Origin of the sequence: Burkholderia sp. BCC0044, from assembly GCF_902832955.1 — a bacterium.
Lineage (GTDB): Bacteria > Pseudomonadota > Gammaproteobacteria > Burkholderiales > Burkholderiaceae > Burkholderia.
Window position 1 is genome coordinate 26,684 of record NZ_CADFDO010000002.1, and the last position, 16,227, is coordinate 42,910.

Genomic DNA, 16,227 nt, shown 5'->3' on the forward strand with positions numbered 1-16,227 from the left:
GTCGTTTGGAACTCTGCATCCATTTACTTGCGCGAATGGTCCGATCATAGTCTCGACACACGACGCATCACGATAACGAATCAAGCGTACGGATGGAGACCAAACCATGAGACGCCTATCCGAGGGCCGAGCGGGACTGCCGCTTTTCGATTTTTCGCTGAATGCAGGCGCGACGCAGGTCGCTGGCCTGCATCGTCGCCTCGCCGTGTAGCGGCGACCCAATTCCGTTTCGATCGTTCCGACGGCGCCGTGCCGCATGACGGCGCCGCGGGAGCGCGTTCGTCTGCCGTCGCGGCGTGTGCCGCATGGGCCTGACCGGCCTCGCGGCAGTCCTGCGTGAATGTCATGCGCCGCCCGTTCTCGCGGCGGCGCGATACCAACCGGCAGGCCATGCAGCCCGGCCGGACGAGACTTGTCGTACCTGAAAAGGAGGGGTTGATGATTTGCATTCCTGAATGGCGGAAGGCGATCCTGTCGTGCGCGGTGCTGGCGCTGCCGTTCGTCGCCGGTTGCGGCGGCGGCGACGATCCGGGGCCGATCACCGTGCCGCAGTGCTCGGGCAGCGCATGCGGGCCGAGCGGCGCCGAGACGACGACGCCGGTCGTGACGAAGCTGTGTCCGGACGCGCTCGATTACACGACGACGTACACGGGCGGCGCCGGCAGCGGCGAGTACGTGAAGGTGAAGTTCGACACGACGAAGCTCACCTACCAGATGCAGTTCATCGAATCGTCGGTGCCGACGTCGGCGGGGCAAGTCAACGACACGCGCGCGGGCCTGACGATCAGCGGCGCGTTCCATCATCCGACCAATCTCCCGACCGCCGAGCAGAACCGCTGCGCGTTCGTGCTCGACAGCGGCGCGACGAGCGACGGCGCGTATTCGGTGACGATCAACCGTGCGGACCCGCCGATGCTGTTCGTCGGCAACGGCGTGGTGGGCGGCGGAATCCCGGGGGCGACGATCGCGTTCGCCGGTATCCCGCTGCTGCCGGGCATCACGCTCGGCGTCGTACCGTCGCGCACCTTCGATTTCTATCCGTTCATCGGCTTCACCGACACTGAAACCGACTTCACGAAAGTGGCGGGCAACTACAACGAGGTCGGCATCCATCTGTCGCCCATCGGCGGTGATGGTCAGAGTCCGACCGGGGCGGTCGGCTGGGAATCCGACGTCGTCAACTGGAATCAGACGCTGAATGCGGACGGCTCGTGCTCGATCACGCAGGGCAGCGACTACTCGTGTCAGACGACCGGCACGCCGTGGACGCAGCGCAAGAACGCGGACGGATCGGCAGACAACGTATTCGTGAGCAATCCGGCCGTGGGGCAGGGGTATCCGATCGCGGGGCAGGGCTCGACGCTGATCATTGCACCGAGTCAGGCGAAAGGCATCATGATCGTCGGCAGGCTGAACGGCGTACTCGTGCCGATCGTGATTCGTGTCGGCTACACGCACGTCGATACGGTCAATCTGCTCGCATCGGTCGCCGATGCCGAAGTCGGCATCTCGATGCTGTCGTCGACGAAGGCGATTGCCGCGAACTCCCTGAAGGGCGGTTACATCGGCGCGACCAGTGCGTCCGCGTGCGGCATCGTGACATCCAGCGGCCAGGGGAACAAGTTGGCGTCGGCGGGGCCGAGCTTCGACCCGAGCGTGCCGCACCCCGACCTGCCCGGCATCTTCGCCAATAACGCGTTCTATTCGGTGGCAGGCAGTTGCAACGACGGCACCGCCGTGTCGACGATGGCCGCGAACTACACGTCCACGCTGTTCCAGGGCAGTACCGCCGCGTTCATCGATCCGCAGACGTCGTCGGTCACCTCGCAGTTCGCGCTCGACTATACGCAGGCCACGCCCGGCAAGATCAAGGTGACGGCCGCGCAGGACTTCAACGCGAAGGGCGCGAACGGCAACGTGGCGATCTTCAGCAAGGGCGACACCGGCTGGCTCGTCGCGGCCGGCAACGTCTACGCGATGGTCGTCAACAACAACAAGGTCAACCCGTTCTTCACGGTCGGCGCGTTCGTCCAGTAACCCTGCATTGAACCTGTCACACCGGCGGCGCATGCGCTGCCGCCGGCGAATCGAATTTCAAGAGGATTCCTATGAATATGAAACAGTGGATGGCCGCGGCGTCGCTCGCGCCCGTGCTGGCCGCATGCGGCGGCGACGGCGACCCGCCGCCCGCGCCGGTAGTCCGGCTGTGCCCGCAGACGATCGACTACAACACGGTGTTCGTCGGCGGCTCCGGCTCGGGCGAGCTCGTGAAGGTGCAGCTCGACACGACGAAGATGACGTACCGGATGACCTACCTCGCGTCGCCGGTGCCGACTACCACGGGCACCGTGCAGCCGACCCGCGACACGGCGCCCGCGAACGTGGTCGACGGCGCGCTGGCCGACGAAACGGGGCTGCCGACGGTGAAGCTGAACCAGTGCACGTTCCGGATGCAGAACGCGAGCCTCGACCCGAGCCGGCCCGCGCGGCTGTTCCTCGGCGAAGGCGTGCTGGGCGGCGCGATCCCCGGCGCGACGATCCAGTTCGACGGCGTGATCGGCGTCGGCAAGATCACGAAGACGACGTTCCCGTACTACCCGTTCATCAGCTTCTCGTCGCTGGAAACCGACCTGACGAAGATCGCCGGCACGTACAACCAGCTCGGCTATCACCAGGTGCCGTCGCAGAACTTCCAGCCGGTGGCGCTCGACCAGAAGGTGACGATCAACGCGGACGGCAGCTATACGGAAACCGACAACTTCGGCAAGAAGAACGGCGGCCAGCCGCTGGCGTCGAGCGCGACCGTGAACCAGCCGTTCACGCTGCGCCCGGATGCGCCGGCGTTCCAGTCGCTCAATTACCAGCCGCAAATTCCGGCGACGCTCGCCGCGCTCGATCCGGCGAAGGCCGGCAAGGGGATCCTGATCGTCGGCAAGTTGCGCAACCAGCTCGTGCCGATCTTCATCCGCACCGGCGCCGCGAACGCGGACCTCACGCAAGGCCCGCCGAGCGCGGACGACGAATCGGGCATCTCGTTCCTGAGCCCGCAGACGGCGATTACGCAGGGCTCGCAGGACGGCGAGTACACGGGCGTCGACAGCGCGTTCAACTACCGCGCGACCGCGCTCGTCGGTGCGCAGGCCACGCTGCTCGACCCGTTCAACGCATCGCAGGCCGCGCTCACGCGCGCGCTGAACCTCGACTACACGCAGAAGGTGCCGGGCGTCGTGACGACCGTGCATGCGGACGCGGCGTCGGGGCCGGCGACTGGCAAGTTCGTGTTCACCGGCGGCGTGTTCGGGTTCCTCGACATGGCCGATACGAGCAACCCGTACTTCACGGTCGGCGCGTTCGTGCAGTGACCGCGTGCGGATGGAGACACGGCGGCGCCGCGCGCGAATGCGCGGCGCCCCGACAGAACGAGGGGGAGACTTCATGAAGAAGCTGATTGTCGCGGGTGTGGTCGCAGGCGTATCGACGCTCGCATCGGCCCAGCAGGCGGGCGACAACGTCGCGACGCTGGGCTGGCTGCACATCATGCCGCAGGATTCGACCAACGGGCTGACGACGAATCTCGCGAGCATGCCGATCAACGGGCCGCTGCGTTTGCCCGGTTCGTTCACGTCGCCGGGCACGAGCCTGACGGTCAACAACGCCGACACGGTCGGCCTCACGCTCACCCACTTCTTCACCGACCACATCGCGGTGACGTCGGTGCTCGGCGTGCCGCCCGAGTTCACGCTGACGGGCCATGGCGTGATCAAGCCGCCGGGCCCGGCCGGCTCGCTCGGCAACGTCGACATGGACAAGTCGGCGAACCAGCCGGCCGTGAAGAACGCGCGGCAGTGGAGCCCGACGGTCATCCTGCAGTACTACTTCAATTCGCCGACGGCGAAGTTCCGCCCGTTCGTCGGGATCGGCGTGGCCTACAGCTGGTTCAGCAACATCGAACTGAACGGCAACTTCGCGAAGGACATCAACGAGAACCTCGGCAGCGTGCTCGCGGCCGGCGCCGGCAAGCCGGGCGCGACGTCGGTGGAGGGCAAGGCGTCGTCGTCGTTCACGCCGGTCTACAACGTCGGCGCGAGCTACGCGATCGACAAGCACTGGGGGCTCACGGCGACGCTGACGTACATGCCGCTGAAGACCTACTCGTCGCTCGTGATCAAGGCCGCCGACGGTTCGACGCTCGCGACCACGCGCACGCGGCTGAAGGCCGACCCGCTGATCACGTTCGTCGGGATTTCCTACAAGTTCTGAGCCGACCGGCGCGCATGACGCGTGCCGGCGGCTTCCTGCGACCGGCTGGCCGGATCGTTCCGGCCGGAAGATCGCGTTCCTGGCGGCGTGCCGCCATTTGTGAAGAGAGGGGGCGGTTCAAATGAGCATTCGCAAAATCGTATCGCTTGTTGCTGCAGTGGCTTTCACCGCGGTTTCGGCCGCGCCTGCTTTCGCCGTCACCGTGTCGCGTGCCGACGGCCAGCCGATGAATCCGAACGGCGAGCCGTTCTCGGCGACGGGGCTCACGAATCTCAGCAAGGGATCGATCAGCGCCGGCTGCAACGCGACCTTCAACGGCACGATCACGTCGACCGGCATCGTCAACATCACGTCGACGACGTTCTCGGGGGGCGCGACCTGCGGCCTGATCAGCGGCAGCGCGAGCAGCACGTCGCCGTGGACGGGGCAGGCCGACAGCACCACGCAACTGTCGATCAACAACGTGAAGGTGAACGTCACGCTGCTCGGCACGTGCGGGCCGAGCAAGGTCGTGACCACGTGGAGCGATGCGAACTCGTCGCTCGCGTTCAACAACGCCGTCCTGACGCCGGACTGTACGGTGAACGGTACGGTGCTGACGTCGCCGAAGTTCCACGTGCAGTAAGCGTCGCGCAACCGAAGCGGAACCCGCCGCGCGCGAGGGCCGTGCGGTATGCGCGGCGGGTTTCCGCGGTTTTTTGATGGATCCGTGCCGTCGCGCGTATCGGCGCGGCGGCCGGTCGACCACCCGTGTCGCGATCCGACACGGGCGGCGTGGCAGGGCCGGCGTGGCGTACTGCGCCTTCCGGTTCGATTGAAACAAAACCAAGCCAAGCCAATTGGCCAGAACCATCCCGGACGACCCATGCTGACCGATCCAGCAAAGTATGGCGACGCCCGCGGCGCGACGCCCGACCGGCTGCGCACGGCCGCGTGGCTGCAGTATCTGATCGAACATCTCGACGCGGCGGCTTGCGCGGCGACGGCGGGCGACGCCGTCGACACGACCGGCGTCGCGTCGCACGCGATACGTGGGCATGCAGGCGCCAACCTGCCCGCCGACGCAATTGCGATGCTTCACCGGCTGGTCCCGTGGATCGCAACGGACGGCGGCGGCTGCGCGTGCGATCCGGCCGATCCGCTCGGCGCGTGCTCGCATGTGCCTTCCGCGCGGCAACTCGCGGAAGCCGAACGTTGCTGCCCGGGCTCGCGTGCCGTGTTCGACACCGCGCACGGCGTGATCGATGCGTGCGCATTCGACGATCCCGACGTCGGCTGGGCCGCGCTCGAACGGATCGCCGATGGTGTCGAACGCAGCGGTGAAGACGCGGGCGCACGCAACGCGAACGAACATGACGGGCAGCGTGAGACGCCGCCTGCGAAGAACCTGAGAGAAAGGCTGACCGCTATCGCGGCGACGGGCACGGAAACAGCGACCCGTCCCGGCGCCGTCATCGATGCGATCGTGCTGCGCGTATGCGGCCCGCGCGACGACGCAGCGCGCATCGACGAGATGGCCGCGCTCGCGATATTCTCGGCCGAACTCGCGGCCGGCCACGGCGTTTCCGTTCAGGCGTACGGCGGCCAGCACAACCTCGTCGCGCGGGCGGTCCGCACGCATCGCGCCGATCTCGCGTCGATGGACGGGCTGCTTGCCGCGCTCGCCGTTTGCCGGCTCGATCGACTCGTCGGCGCGGGCAGCTTCTGGGCCTGCTACCTGCTGGCGGGCATCGCGATCGCCGCGCCGGATACGGTGCGGGAAATCGGCCGCCGCTTTCAAGGCGACATCTGGCAGGCATGGCTCGACGACGTGCTCGCGTGGCCGGCGGTCAGCCGCTTCGGGCCGAAGGAGGATGTCGCGTTCGAGCGCCTGCGCGACGCGATGAGCCTGACGTCGCGCTGGAACCCGATCGTCCGCGGCAAGCGGATGCGGACGCGCGGCGTTTCGGCGGCCCGGCCGCGCAGCGCGGACGAGAAGGCACGATGAAACGCGGCTCGCGGCGAGAACGCCGCGAGCCGCGTGGGTGGTATCGCGGCGCCCGGTGCGAGCGCCCGCCTTCGTCAGACCGTCTCGGGTTGCCGCACGGCCTTCGCGACGTTGCGCGCCGGTGCGCCGTTCGCGACGAAGTACGGTACGTCGACCCGCGCGAGCGGCGTGCGGCCGCGAATCTTGTCGGCGATCTTCTCGGCGATCATGATCGTCGGCGCGTTCAGGTTGCCGGTCGTGATGATCGGCATGATCGACGCATCGACCACGCGCAGCCCGTCGAGCCCGTGCACGCGGCCTTCCTCATCCACTACCGCCATGTCGTCGTAACCCATCTTGCACGAGCACGACGGATGGAACGCGGTTTCGGCGCGCGCACGCACGAACGCATCGAGTTCGTTGTCGCTCTTGCAGTCGGCACCCGGGTTCAGCTCGCGGCCGCGATAGCGGTCGAGCGCCGGCTGCCGCATGATCTCGCGCGTCGCGCGGATCGCATCGCGGAACTCGCGCCAGTCGAGCGCTTCGGCCATGTAGTTGAACAGGATGCTCGGATGGTCGTTCGGGTCGCGCGAGCGCAGCTTCACGCGGCCGCGGCTCGGCGAGCGCATCGAGCCGACGTGCGCCTGGAAGCCGTGCATCTCGATCGCGTTCGAGCCGTTGTAGTTGATCGCCACCGGCAGGAAGTGATACTGGATGTTCGGCCACAGGTCGTCGTCGCGCGTGCGGATGAAGCCGCCCGCCTCGAAGTGGTTGCTCGCGCCGAGGCCCGTGCCGTTCAGCATCCATTCGAGGCCGATCTTCGGCTGGTTCCACCACTTGAGCGCCGGATACAGCGACACGGGCTCCTTGCACTCGTACTGGATGTACATCTCCAGGTGATCCTGAAGGTTCTGGCCGACGCCGGGAAGATCGAGCACGACCGGAATGTCGAGTTCTTTCAGCCATGCGCCGGGGCCGACGCCCGAGCGCTGCAGCAGTTGCGGCGACGCGATCGCGCCGCTGCATACGAGCACTTCGCGGCGCGCATGCGCGCTCGCGCGCTCGCTGCCGCGCAGGTACGTGACGCCCGACGCGCGCTTGCCGTCGAACAGGATGCGGTCGGCGAGCGCGTGCGTGACGATCTCGAGGTTCGGCCGCACCTTCGCCTGGTCGAGGTAGCCGCGCGCGGTGCTCGCGCGGCGGCCCTTCGGCGTGACGGTGCGGTCCATCGGGCCGAAGCCTTCCTGCTGGTAACCGTTCAGGTCGTCGGTGCGCGGATAGCCGGCCTGCACGCCTGCGTCGACCATCGCCTCGAACAGCGGGTTCACGCCCGGCTTGCTGGTCGTGACCGATACGGGGCCGCTGCCGCCGTGATAGTCGTTCGGGCCGACGTCGCGCGTCTCGGCTTTCTTGAAGTACGGCAGGCAGTCGAGATATGTCCAGTTCTCGAGGCCCTGGTGCGTCGACCAGTTGTCGTAGTCGAGCGCGTTGCCGCGGATGTAGCACATCCCGTTGATCAGCGACGAGCCGCCGAGCCCCTTGCCGCGCCCGCATTCCATCCGGCGGTTGTCCATGTGCGGCTCGGGGTCGGTCTCGTACGCCCAGTTGTAGCGGCGGCCCTGCAGCGGATAGGCCAGCGCCGCCGGCATCTGCGTGCGGAAGTCGAAGCGGTAGTCGGGGCCGCCCGCTTCGAGCAGCAGCACCGTGACGTCCGGATCTTCCGTCAGGCGCGTCGCGAGCACGTTGCCCGCGGAACCTGCGCCGCAGATGATGTAGTCGTATTCGCGTGTCGTCATGACGGATCTCCTTGTCTTAAAACACCGGGTTGTAGCGGCCGAGCTCGACCTGCACCGACTTGATTCGAGTGTAGTGCTCGAGCGTCGTGATGCCGTTCTCGCGTCCGACACCGGATTGCTTGTATCCGCCAACCGGCATCTCGGCCGGCGATTCGCCCCACGTGTTGATCCAGCAGATGCCGGCTTCGAGGCGATGGATCGTGCGGTGCGCGCGAGACAGGTTCTCGGTCACGACGCCGGCCGCGAGCCCGTAGTGCGTGTCGTTCGCGCGGGCGATCACTTCGTCCTCCGATTCGAAATCGAGGATGCTCATCACCGGCCCGAAAATCTCTTCGCGCACGATCTTCATGTCGTCGCGGCAATCGCCGAACACGGTCGGCGCGACGTACTGGCCGTTGGCGAAGTGGCCGTCGGTCAGGCGCGTGCCGCCCGCGAGCAGCTTCGCGCCTTCGGCCTTGCCGCTCTCGATGAAGCCGAGCACCTTGTCGAGCTGCGCGGCGGAGACGAGCGGGCCGAAGTTGGTGTCGGCATCGGTCGGCTTGCCGACGCGGATGCGCTTCACGCGTTCGAGCACCTTCTGCGTGAATGCGTCCTTGATCGAGCGGTGCACGAACACGCGCGTGCCGTTCGTGCAGACCTGGCCCGAGCTGAAGAAGTTGGCGGTCACCGCGATGTCGGCCGCGCGATCGAGGTCCGCATCGTCGAACACGATCAGCGGCGACTTACCGCCGAGCTCCATCGTCACTTCCTTCAGCGACGACGCGCCGGCCAGCGACATCACCTTCTTGCCGGTTTCGACGCCGCCGGTGAACGACACCTTCGCGATGTCGGGATGGCCGGTGAGCAGCGCGCCGACCGAGCCGTCGCCCTGCACGACGTTGAACACGCCGGCCGGCACGCCGGCTTCCGTATAGATCTCGGCGAGCTTCAGCGCGGTGAGCGGCGTGACTTCGCTCGGCTTGAACACCATCGCGTTGCCGGCCGCGAGCGCGGGCGCCGTTTTCCAGCACGCGATCTGGATCGGGTAGTTCCATGCGCCGATGCCCGCGCACACGCCGAGCGGCTCGCGGCGCGTATAGACGAACGACTCGGCGCGCAGCGGCACCTGCAGCCCTTCGATCGCGGTCGCGAGGCCCGCGTAGTACTCGATCACGTCCGCGCCGGTGACGATGTCGACCGCGAGCGTCTCGCCGATCGGCTTGCCGGTGTCGCGCGTCTCGATCGCCGCGAGTTCGTCGTTGCGCTCGCGCAGCAGGTCGACCGCGCGGCGCAGGATGCGCGAGCGCTGCATCGCGGTCATCGCGGCCCATTCGTGCTGGCCTTCCTGCGCGGACGCGACCGCACGGTCGACGTCGGCCGCGCTCGCCTGCTGCACCTGCGCGAGCAGTTCGCCGGTGGCGGGATCGAAGGTGTCGAAAGTCTTGCCGCTGGTGGCGTCGACGTAACCGCCGCCGATGTAGAGGCGCTGCAAACCGTATACGGACATGAGGATCTCCTTGAGGGCGACTGCGTCGCGCGTCAGTCGGACGCGAGCAGCAGGTCGATGTAATCGTGGGCGAGCTTCAACGCGGCTCGGGTGTCGATCGGGCCGCCGGCGAGCGCGCCGCGCAGCCACAGGCCGTCGATCAGCGCGGCGAGGCCGCTGGCGGCTTCGCGCGCTTTCGTGCGCGGCAATGCCTTCGCGAATTCGGCGCAGAGGTTCGAATGCAGGCGCCGCGTGTTCACGTGCTGCAGCCGCTTGAGCATCGGGTCGTGCATGCTCTGCGACCAGAATGCGAGCCACGTCTTCATCACGGGCGCGCTGACCTGCGTGTCGTCGAAGTTCGCGGCGACGACCGCGCGCAGCCGCGAACGCGGGTCCTTGCGCGCGGCGACGCGGCGGCGCGTGGTGGCCGCCCACAGGTCGCGCAGCACGTGCCGCATCGTCGCTTCGAGCAGGCCGTCCTTGTCGCCGAAGTAGTGGCTGACGATGCCCGTCGAGATGTTCGCGCGTTGCGCGACCGATGCGAGCGTCGTGCCGGGCAGGCCCGCTTCGTCGATCGAGCGCAGCGTGGCGTCGATCAACTGCGCGCGGCGTATCTCCCGCATTCCGACTTTCGGCATCGCGACTCCCTTCGCCCGGGCGGGCCCGTCCATGGAAGTCGAGAGCTTAGCGGTTTTTTATTGATCGTTCAATCAACAAAAAATCGGGATCGAAGAGGAGGCTGCGTTCCAAACGGGAAACTCGGCCGCGCGCGGAGCCATGTGCAGGTGCGGAAAAACGCATTGAAAGAAGGTTAACTAAGGTTGAATTTGTTTAAAACGAGTCTTGAAAAAACGACCTAATGCGAAGGACCGTTTCTGCACTTGCTTCGATTACAAAGCGAAAGAGTGTCGAAATCTGCAACATTATTCACGATATGAAATAGTCAATTCGAATCGTGAAGACGGGCAGCTTTCTAAAATCCGTTTCAATCGAGCGATTTAAATAATATAAGCCATTGAAAACAAACGAATATTCATGATTTTTGAATGCTGGAGCGGATTGCTCGCAAACGATTGCAGTCGTCTTTTCGGAGATTCCGCATACCATAGAAATTGATAAAAAAATTTGAATTCGGCGTATTTCCCGACCGAGCGGAAGGATTTTTGGAATGACTTGAGTAAGTAATATCGGCCGTATTAGTATGGCCCCGCACCATGAGGAATGAATGGCGCCGCCGGTCATTGCCGCGGCGCGTCGGCAATGGGCGGGTCGATCGACCGCGCAGGGGGCCGGCGCCAGCCATGACGCACTTGCAGCATGCCGCGACGTCGAGACGCCGCATCCACCGGAGAACGACGATGCCGACCGAAAAACACGTGGTCCCGCTGCCGAATGGTCTGAAGGTCTACGTCGAACGGAACGTGTTCGACCCGGCCTTCGACACGGCGATGCTCGTCAACGGCGCGCTCGCGACGACCGCGTCGTTCGGCCAGACCGTCCAGTATCTCGGCGAGCGGATGAACACGATCTGCTTCGACCTGCCGTATGCGGGGCAGTCGCGCCAGCACAACCCCGGCTGCTTCATCCTGACCAAGGACGACGAAGCCGCGATCCTCCAGTACCTGGTCGAACACTTCGCGCCGGCGTACCTCGTGTCGGTGTCGTGGGGCGGCGTCGCGTCGCTGTTCGCGCTCGCGCGCGGCTGCCCGAGCGTGCGGCGCGCGGCGATCTGTTCGTTCTCGCCGTTCCTGAACGACGCGATGGTCGACTACGTGACGCGTGCGCGCGACCACATCGCGGCCGGCGAGAACCTGAAGGCCGCGCAGTTGCTGAACGACACGGTCGGCCGCTATCTGCCGCGCATCATGAAGCTGTACAACTACCGGTATCTCACGCGCCTGCCGCGCGACGAACAGGACCAGGTCGCGTTCCACGTCGACCAGATCCTGTCGCTGCGGCCCGAGCGCTACTTCAGCGAGTTCTCGAACATCGGCTGCGAGCTGCTGTTCCTGAACGGCGAGCGCGACGAATACACGACGCCGGCCGACGTGCGCCAGCTCGGCGCGCACGTGCCGCGTGCGCGGTTCGCCACGGTGCCCGACGCCGGCCATTTCCTCGACATCGAAGGTCGCGCGCAGCGCGAATACACCCGCGCCGCGTTGCTCGATTTCTTCTGCGGCGAGGCGTCCGCCGCGGCCGGCATCGCACGCGCTGCCGCGCATGCATGCGTGCCCGCGCCGATGCATGCGCTGTCGTCGTGACGCCGTCCGTCGTGCAGCGGGCGCGTCCCGCGCATCCGAATTCCCATCCCAACGAGGCAGGCCAGCCGTGAATATCGTTCAGACCATCGCCATCGTCGTTCCGTGGGCCGCGTGGCTCGCTTACTGGATCGCCACGTCGCAGGGCGTCAAGACGACCGTGCGCAAGGAAGCGTCGCGCTCGCGCACGCTGCAGTCGATTCCGCTGATCGTCGGCGGCGCGCTGATCATCCTGCCCGATCCGTCGTGGCAGGCGCTCGTGCCCGACTGGCAGCGCTTCGGGCTGCAGGCGCAGTGCGGGCTCGCGGTGCTGGTGGCCGGCCTGCTGTTCTCGGTATGGGCGCGGCTGCATCTCGGCACGAACTGGAGCGTGTCGGTCACGCTGAAGGAAGACCACGAACTCGTGCGCACGGGGCCGTATGCGCTCGTGCGTCACCCGATCTACACCGGCTGCCTGATCGCGCTGGTCGGCGCCGCGCTGATCGGCGGCGAATGGCGCGGCGCGATCGGCGTGCTGCTCGTGTTCGCGTCGCTCGCGTACAAGGTGCGCGTCGAGGAGAGCTGGCTGACCGGGTATTTCGGGCCGGCCTATGCGCAGTACCGCCGCGAGGTCGCGGCGCTGATCCCCGGCTTCTACTGACACCCGCGAGGCGCGCGATGGCGAAGATGATCGTGACCGCGATCGGCTCGGCGGGCGACGTGCATCCGCTGCTCGGCATCGCGCGCACGCTCGCGGCGCGCGGTCACGACGTCGTGTTCTGCACGCACGCGCCGTTCGAGGCGGCCGTGCGCCGCTGCGGGTTCGCGTTCGTGCCCGTCGGCACGGCGGCGGAGTACGACGCGGCGATGGCGAACCCCGCGCTGTGGGATCCGCGTACGTCGTTCCGCACGCTGTGGCGGGTGATCGCCCCGACGCTGCGCCCGCATTACGACGCGCTGCGCGCGCTGGCCGATGCCGACACGGTGCTGGTCGGCACGCTGTGGGCGTTCTCCGCGCGTTTCATGCAGGAACTGCACGGCACGCCGTACGTGTCGGTGCAGGTGTCGCCGTCGACGCTGCTGTCCGCGCATGCGCCGCCGACCCACCCGCGCCTGACGATTCCCGCGCGCTGGCCGTTGCCGGTGAAGTCGGCGCTGATGACGCTGATCGAGCGGCAGGTGCTCGACCGCGTGTGCGGCCCGGCGCTCGACGCGGTGCGCCGCGAGCTCGGGCTCGCGCCCGCGCGGCGCGTGCTCGGCCGCTGGCTGCATTCGAGCGACGGCGTGCTGTGCCTGTTTCCCCACTGGTTCGCGCCGCCGCAGCCCGACTGGCCGTCGAACCATCTGCAAAGCGGTTTTCCGCTGTTCAACGATATCGCGACACCCGACGACGATGGGGCACTCGATGCGTTTCTCGCGGCCGGCGAAGCCCCGGTCGTGTTCACGGCCGGTTCGACGCTCGTCGATCACGCGGCGTATGCGCGCGCGGTGGCGGACGCGTTGCGCGCGACCGGCGCGCGCGGGATCCTGCTGACGCCGCACGATGCGGCGCAGGACGGCGACCGGCTGCTCGTGCGCCGCTTCGTGCCGATGCGCACGCTGCTGCCGCGTTGCCGCGCGCTCGTGCATCACGGCGGGATCGGTACGGCGGCGCTCGCGTGCGAAGCCGGGATCGTACAGGTCGTCACGCCGTTCGCGCACGATCAGTTCGACAACGCGCAACGCGTCGTCGCGAACGGCTGCGGCGTGCGCGTCGACGGCCCGCTCGACGGCGCGCGGCTCGGCGCGGCGCTCGCGCGCGTGCTCGACGAACCCGCGTTCGCGGTGCATGCCGAGCGTACGCGCGCGCTGCTCGCGGCCGCGCCGGACGGCTGCGACGTGGCCGCCGATTTCATCGAACGGTTCGTGCCGACGCGCGGGCGGGTGGCCGCGCGGGCCGATGTCGCGGTGGCCGGCGCATGAGCGCCGCGTCGCCGCTTCACGACGGGCCCGTCGCGCCGTCCGCGTTCGACGTGCCGGCGCCGGCGCCCGCCGCGCAGCCGGTGCGCGGCATCCGGCTCGCGCTGCTGACGTTCGCGCTGTCGCTCGCGACCTTCATCGAGGTGCTCGACTCGACCGTGACGAACGTCGCGGTGCCGGCGATCTCCGGCAGTCTCGGCGTATCGAACAGCCAGGGCACGTGGGTGATCAGCTCGTATTCGGTCGCCGCCGCGATCGCGGTGCCGCTCACCGGCTGGCTCGCGCGCCGCGTCGGCGAGCTGCGGCTGTTCGTCGGCGCGGTGCTGCTGTTTACGCTGACGTCGCTGCTGTGCGGGCTTGCGCGCGACCTGCACGTGCTCGTGATCTGCCGCGCGCTGCAGGGGCTGTGTTCGGGCCCGATGGTGCCGCTGTCGCAGACGATTCTGCTGCGCACCTTTCCGCCGGACAAACGCACGATCGCGCTCGCGCTGTGGGCGATGACGGTGCTGCTCGCGCCGATCTTCGGGCCGGTGGTCGGCGGCTGGATCGTCGACAACTTCTCGTGGCCATGGATCTTCCTGATCAACTTGCCGATCGGGCTGTTCTCGTTCGCGGTGTGCACCGCGATGCTGCGCCCCGACGCGCAGCGCGGCGCGGCCGGCCCGATCGACGTGCCGGGCATCGTGCTGCTCGTGATCGGCGTCGGCTCGCTGCAGGCGATGCTCGATCTCGGCCACGACCGCGGCTGGTTCGATTCGCCGCTGATCGTCACGCTCGCGGTCGTCGCGACGCTCGCGATCGTGTCGCTGCTGATCTGGGAAGCGGGCGAAGCGCATCCGGTGGTCGACCTGAGCCTGTTTCGCGACCGCACGTTCTCGTTCTGCGTGCTGATCATCTCGCTCGGGATGATGAGTTTCTCCGTGGTCGGCGTCGTGTTCCCGCTGTGGATGCAGGCGGTGATGGGCTACAACGCGTTTCATGCGGGGCTCGCCACCGCGTCGCTCGGCGTGCTCGCGCTCGTGTTCTCGATCCTCGTCGGGCTGCATGCGCACCGCTTCGACGCGCGCGTGCTCGCGACGTTCGGCTTCCTCGTGTTCGCGGCCGTGCTCGCCTGGGATGCGCATTTCACGCTGAAGATGACGTTCGCGCAGATCGCCGCGCCGGGGCTGATCCAGGGGATCGGGCTGCCGTGCTTCTTCATTCCGCTGACCGCCGCGACGCTGTCGCGCATTCCGGACGACCGGCTCGCCGCCGCGTCGAGCCTGTCGAATTTCCTGCGTACGCTGTCGGCCGCGTTCGGCACCGCGATGAGCGTGACGCTGTGGGAAAACCGCGCGACCTATCACTACGACGTCGTGTCGCAATCGGTCACGCATGCATCGGCGAACACGCAACGCTTCGTGCATGCGCTGAACACGATGGGCGTGGACGGCGTGCGCGAGCTGACGACGCTGCATCAGGTCGTGATGCAGCAGGCCTACATGATGGCGACCAACGACATGTTCTGGATGGCGAGCATGACGTGTCTCGCGCTCGCCGCGATGATGTGGCTGACGCGGCCGAAGCGCGGCGCGGCGGCTTCGTTCGGGCATTGAGGAGCAGACCATGACGACACTCGGCGCACTCGTGATCCTGTATCACCCGAGCGACGCGCAGCTCGACGCGCTGCGTGGATGGCGGCACGCGTGCGACGCGCTGCTCGTCGTCGACAACACGCCGCAGCCCGATGCGCGGGCTCGCGAACTGTGCACGCGCGAAGGCATCGCGCTGTTGCATCACGGCAATCGCGGCGGCATCGCGGGCGCGTACAACGCGGGGCTTGCGGCGCTGTTTCGCGACCACGTCGACGCGGTCGCGCTGTTCGACCAGGATTCGTCGGTGCCGGCTGCCTATTTCCCGACGATGCGCGATGTTTGCGCAGGGCTCGCCGGGCGCGCGTTTCTCGCCGGCCCCCGTATTTTCGACGAGAACGCGCGCAGCTTCCTGCCCGAACTCGCGACGAACGGCATCGGCCTGCGCCGCCTGCACATCGAGCCGGGCACGCCGATGCAGCGCTGCGCATTCCTGATCTCGTCGGGTTGCGTCGTGTCGCGCGATGCGTTCGACGTGCTCGGCCGCTTCGACGAGACGCTGTTCATCGATCACGTCGATACCGAATACAGCTTCCGCGCGCTGGCGCGCAACGTGCCGCTCTATGTCGTGCCGTCGCTGGTGCTGCCGCACCGGATCGGCGCGAAGCAGCGGCATGCGATCGGCCCTTTTGAAATGACGTCGATGAATCATTCGTGGCAACGGCGCTACTACAGCGCACGCAATGCGGTGCAGCTCGGGATGCAGTACGGGCTGCGCTTTCCGGTGGCGCTCGTGCCGAACCTGCTGACCCTGTGGCAGGTCGTGCAGATCGCGCTGGTCGAGCGCGACAAGCGCGCGAAGCTGGCCGGCATCCTGTTCGGCGTCGCGGACGGCCTGTTCGGCCGGCTCGGCCCGCTCGAGCGCACGCGGCCGCGTCTGGCCGCGCGGGCGCAGCGCGTTCGGCAGGGGTGA

The 16,227-nt window shown here is 67.3% G+C and carries 13 protein-coding genes; 10 read left to right on the forward strand and 3 right to left on the reverse strand.

The annotated features are described in order from the left end of the window. Positions 1-438: 438 nt before the first annotated feature. From HWX14_RS08825 to HWX14_RS08845, 5 genes are all read left to right on the forward strand, one after another. On the forward strand, positions 439-2,037 hold the full coding sequence (locus HWX14_RS08825) for a DUF2957 domain-containing protein (protein ID WP_175882385.1): 1,599 nt from the start codon (positions 439-441) through the stop codon (positions 2,035-2,037). A 71-nt stretch (positions 2,038-2,108) separates the two neighbouring features. Then, on the forward strand, positions 2,109-3,362 hold the full coding sequence (locus HWX14_RS08830; protein ID WP_175882386.1) for a DUF2957 domain-containing protein: 1,254 nt from the start codon (positions 2,109-2,111) through the stop codon (positions 3,360-3,362). 73 nt (positions 3,363-3,435) lie between these two features. Then, the gene (locus tag HWX14_RS08835) at positions 3,436-4,260 is read left to right on the forward strand and encodes an OmpW family outer membrane protein (protein ID WP_175882387.1); all 825 of its coding nucleotides are present in this window, start codon (positions 3,436-3,438) and stop codon (positions 4,258-4,260) included. A gap of 121 nt (positions 4,261-4,381) precedes the next feature. Next, on the forward strand, positions 4,382-4,885 hold the full coding sequence (locus tag HWX14_RS08840; RefSeq protein WP_175882388.1) for an activator protein: 504 nt from the start codon (positions 4,382-4,384) through the stop codon (positions 4,883-4,885). 240 nt (positions 4,886-5,125) lie between these two features. After that, entirely contained in the window at positions 5,126-6,247 is a 1,122-nt protein-coding gene (locus HWX14_RS08845; protein ID WP_175882389.1) for a hypothetical protein, read from the forward strand. A 74-nt stretch (positions 6,248-6,321) separates the two neighbouring features. Here the strand turns inward: HWX14_RS08845 and betA are convergent, their stop codons facing one another. The 3 genes from betA to betI are packed head-to-tail and all read right to left on the reverse strand — an operon-like array spanning position 6,322 to position 10,125. Then, positions 6,322-8,022 carry a choline dehydrogenase gene (betA, locus tag HWX14_RS08850; protein WP_175882390.1) on the reverse strand — a complete coding sequence of 567 codons (1,701 nt, stop codon included), beginning with the start codon at positions 8,020-8,022 and terminating at the stop codon, positions 6,322-6,324. Positions 8,023-8,038: 16 nt separating this feature from the next. Then, positions 8,039-9,508 carry a betaine-aldehyde dehydrogenase gene (gene betB / locus HWX14_RS08855; protein WP_175882391.1) on the reverse strand — a complete coding sequence of 490 codons (1,470 nt, stop codon included), beginning with the start codon at positions 9,506-9,508 and terminating at the stop codon, positions 8,039-8,041. A 32-nt stretch (positions 9,509-9,540) separates the two neighbouring features. Beyond that, positions 9,541-10,125 carry a transcriptional regulator BetI gene (gene betI, locus HWX14_RS08860; RefSeq protein WP_175882392.1) on the reverse strand — a complete coding sequence of 195 codons (585 nt, stop codon included), beginning with the start codon at positions 10,123-10,125 and terminating at the stop codon, positions 9,541-9,543. A 720-nt stretch (positions 10,126-10,845) separates the two neighbouring features. On the opposite strand from betI, the gene HWX14_RS08865 reads away from it, so the two are divergent. From HWX14_RS08865 to HWX14_RS08885, 5 genes are all read left to right on the forward strand, one after another. Continuing rightward, on the forward strand, positions 10,846-11,748 hold the full coding sequence (locus tag HWX14_RS08865) for an alpha/beta fold hydrolase (protein WP_175882393.1): 903 nt from the start codon (positions 10,846-10,848) through the stop codon (positions 11,746-11,748). A 67-nt stretch (positions 11,749-11,815) separates the two neighbouring features. Then, a complete protein-coding gene (locus HWX14_RS08870; RefSeq protein WP_011547084.1) occupies positions 11,816-12,385 on the forward strand; it encodes an isoprenylcysteine carboxylmethyltransferase family protein in 570 nt (189 codons plus the stop codon). Between the two features lie 17 nt (positions 12,386-12,402). Continuing rightward, a complete protein-coding gene (locus HWX14_RS08875; RefSeq protein ID WP_175882394.1) occupies positions 12,403-13,686 on the forward strand; it encodes a nucleotide disphospho-sugar-binding domain-containing protein in 1,284 nt (427 codons plus the stop codon). After that, positions 13,683-15,278, forward strand: a complete 1,596-nt coding sequence (locus HWX14_RS08880; protein WP_175882395.1) for a DHA2 family efflux MFS transporter permease subunit — start codon at positions 13,683-13,685, stop codon at positions 15,276-15,278. The genes HWX14_RS08875 and HWX14_RS08880 overlap by 4 nt, the downstream gene beginning before the upstream one ends. Positions 15,279-15,288: 10 nt before the next feature. Beyond that, positions 15,289-16,227, forward strand: a complete 939-nt coding sequence (locus tag HWX14_RS08885; RefSeq protein ID WP_175882396.1) for a glycosyltransferase family 2 protein — start codon at positions 15,289-15,291, stop codon at positions 16,225-16,227.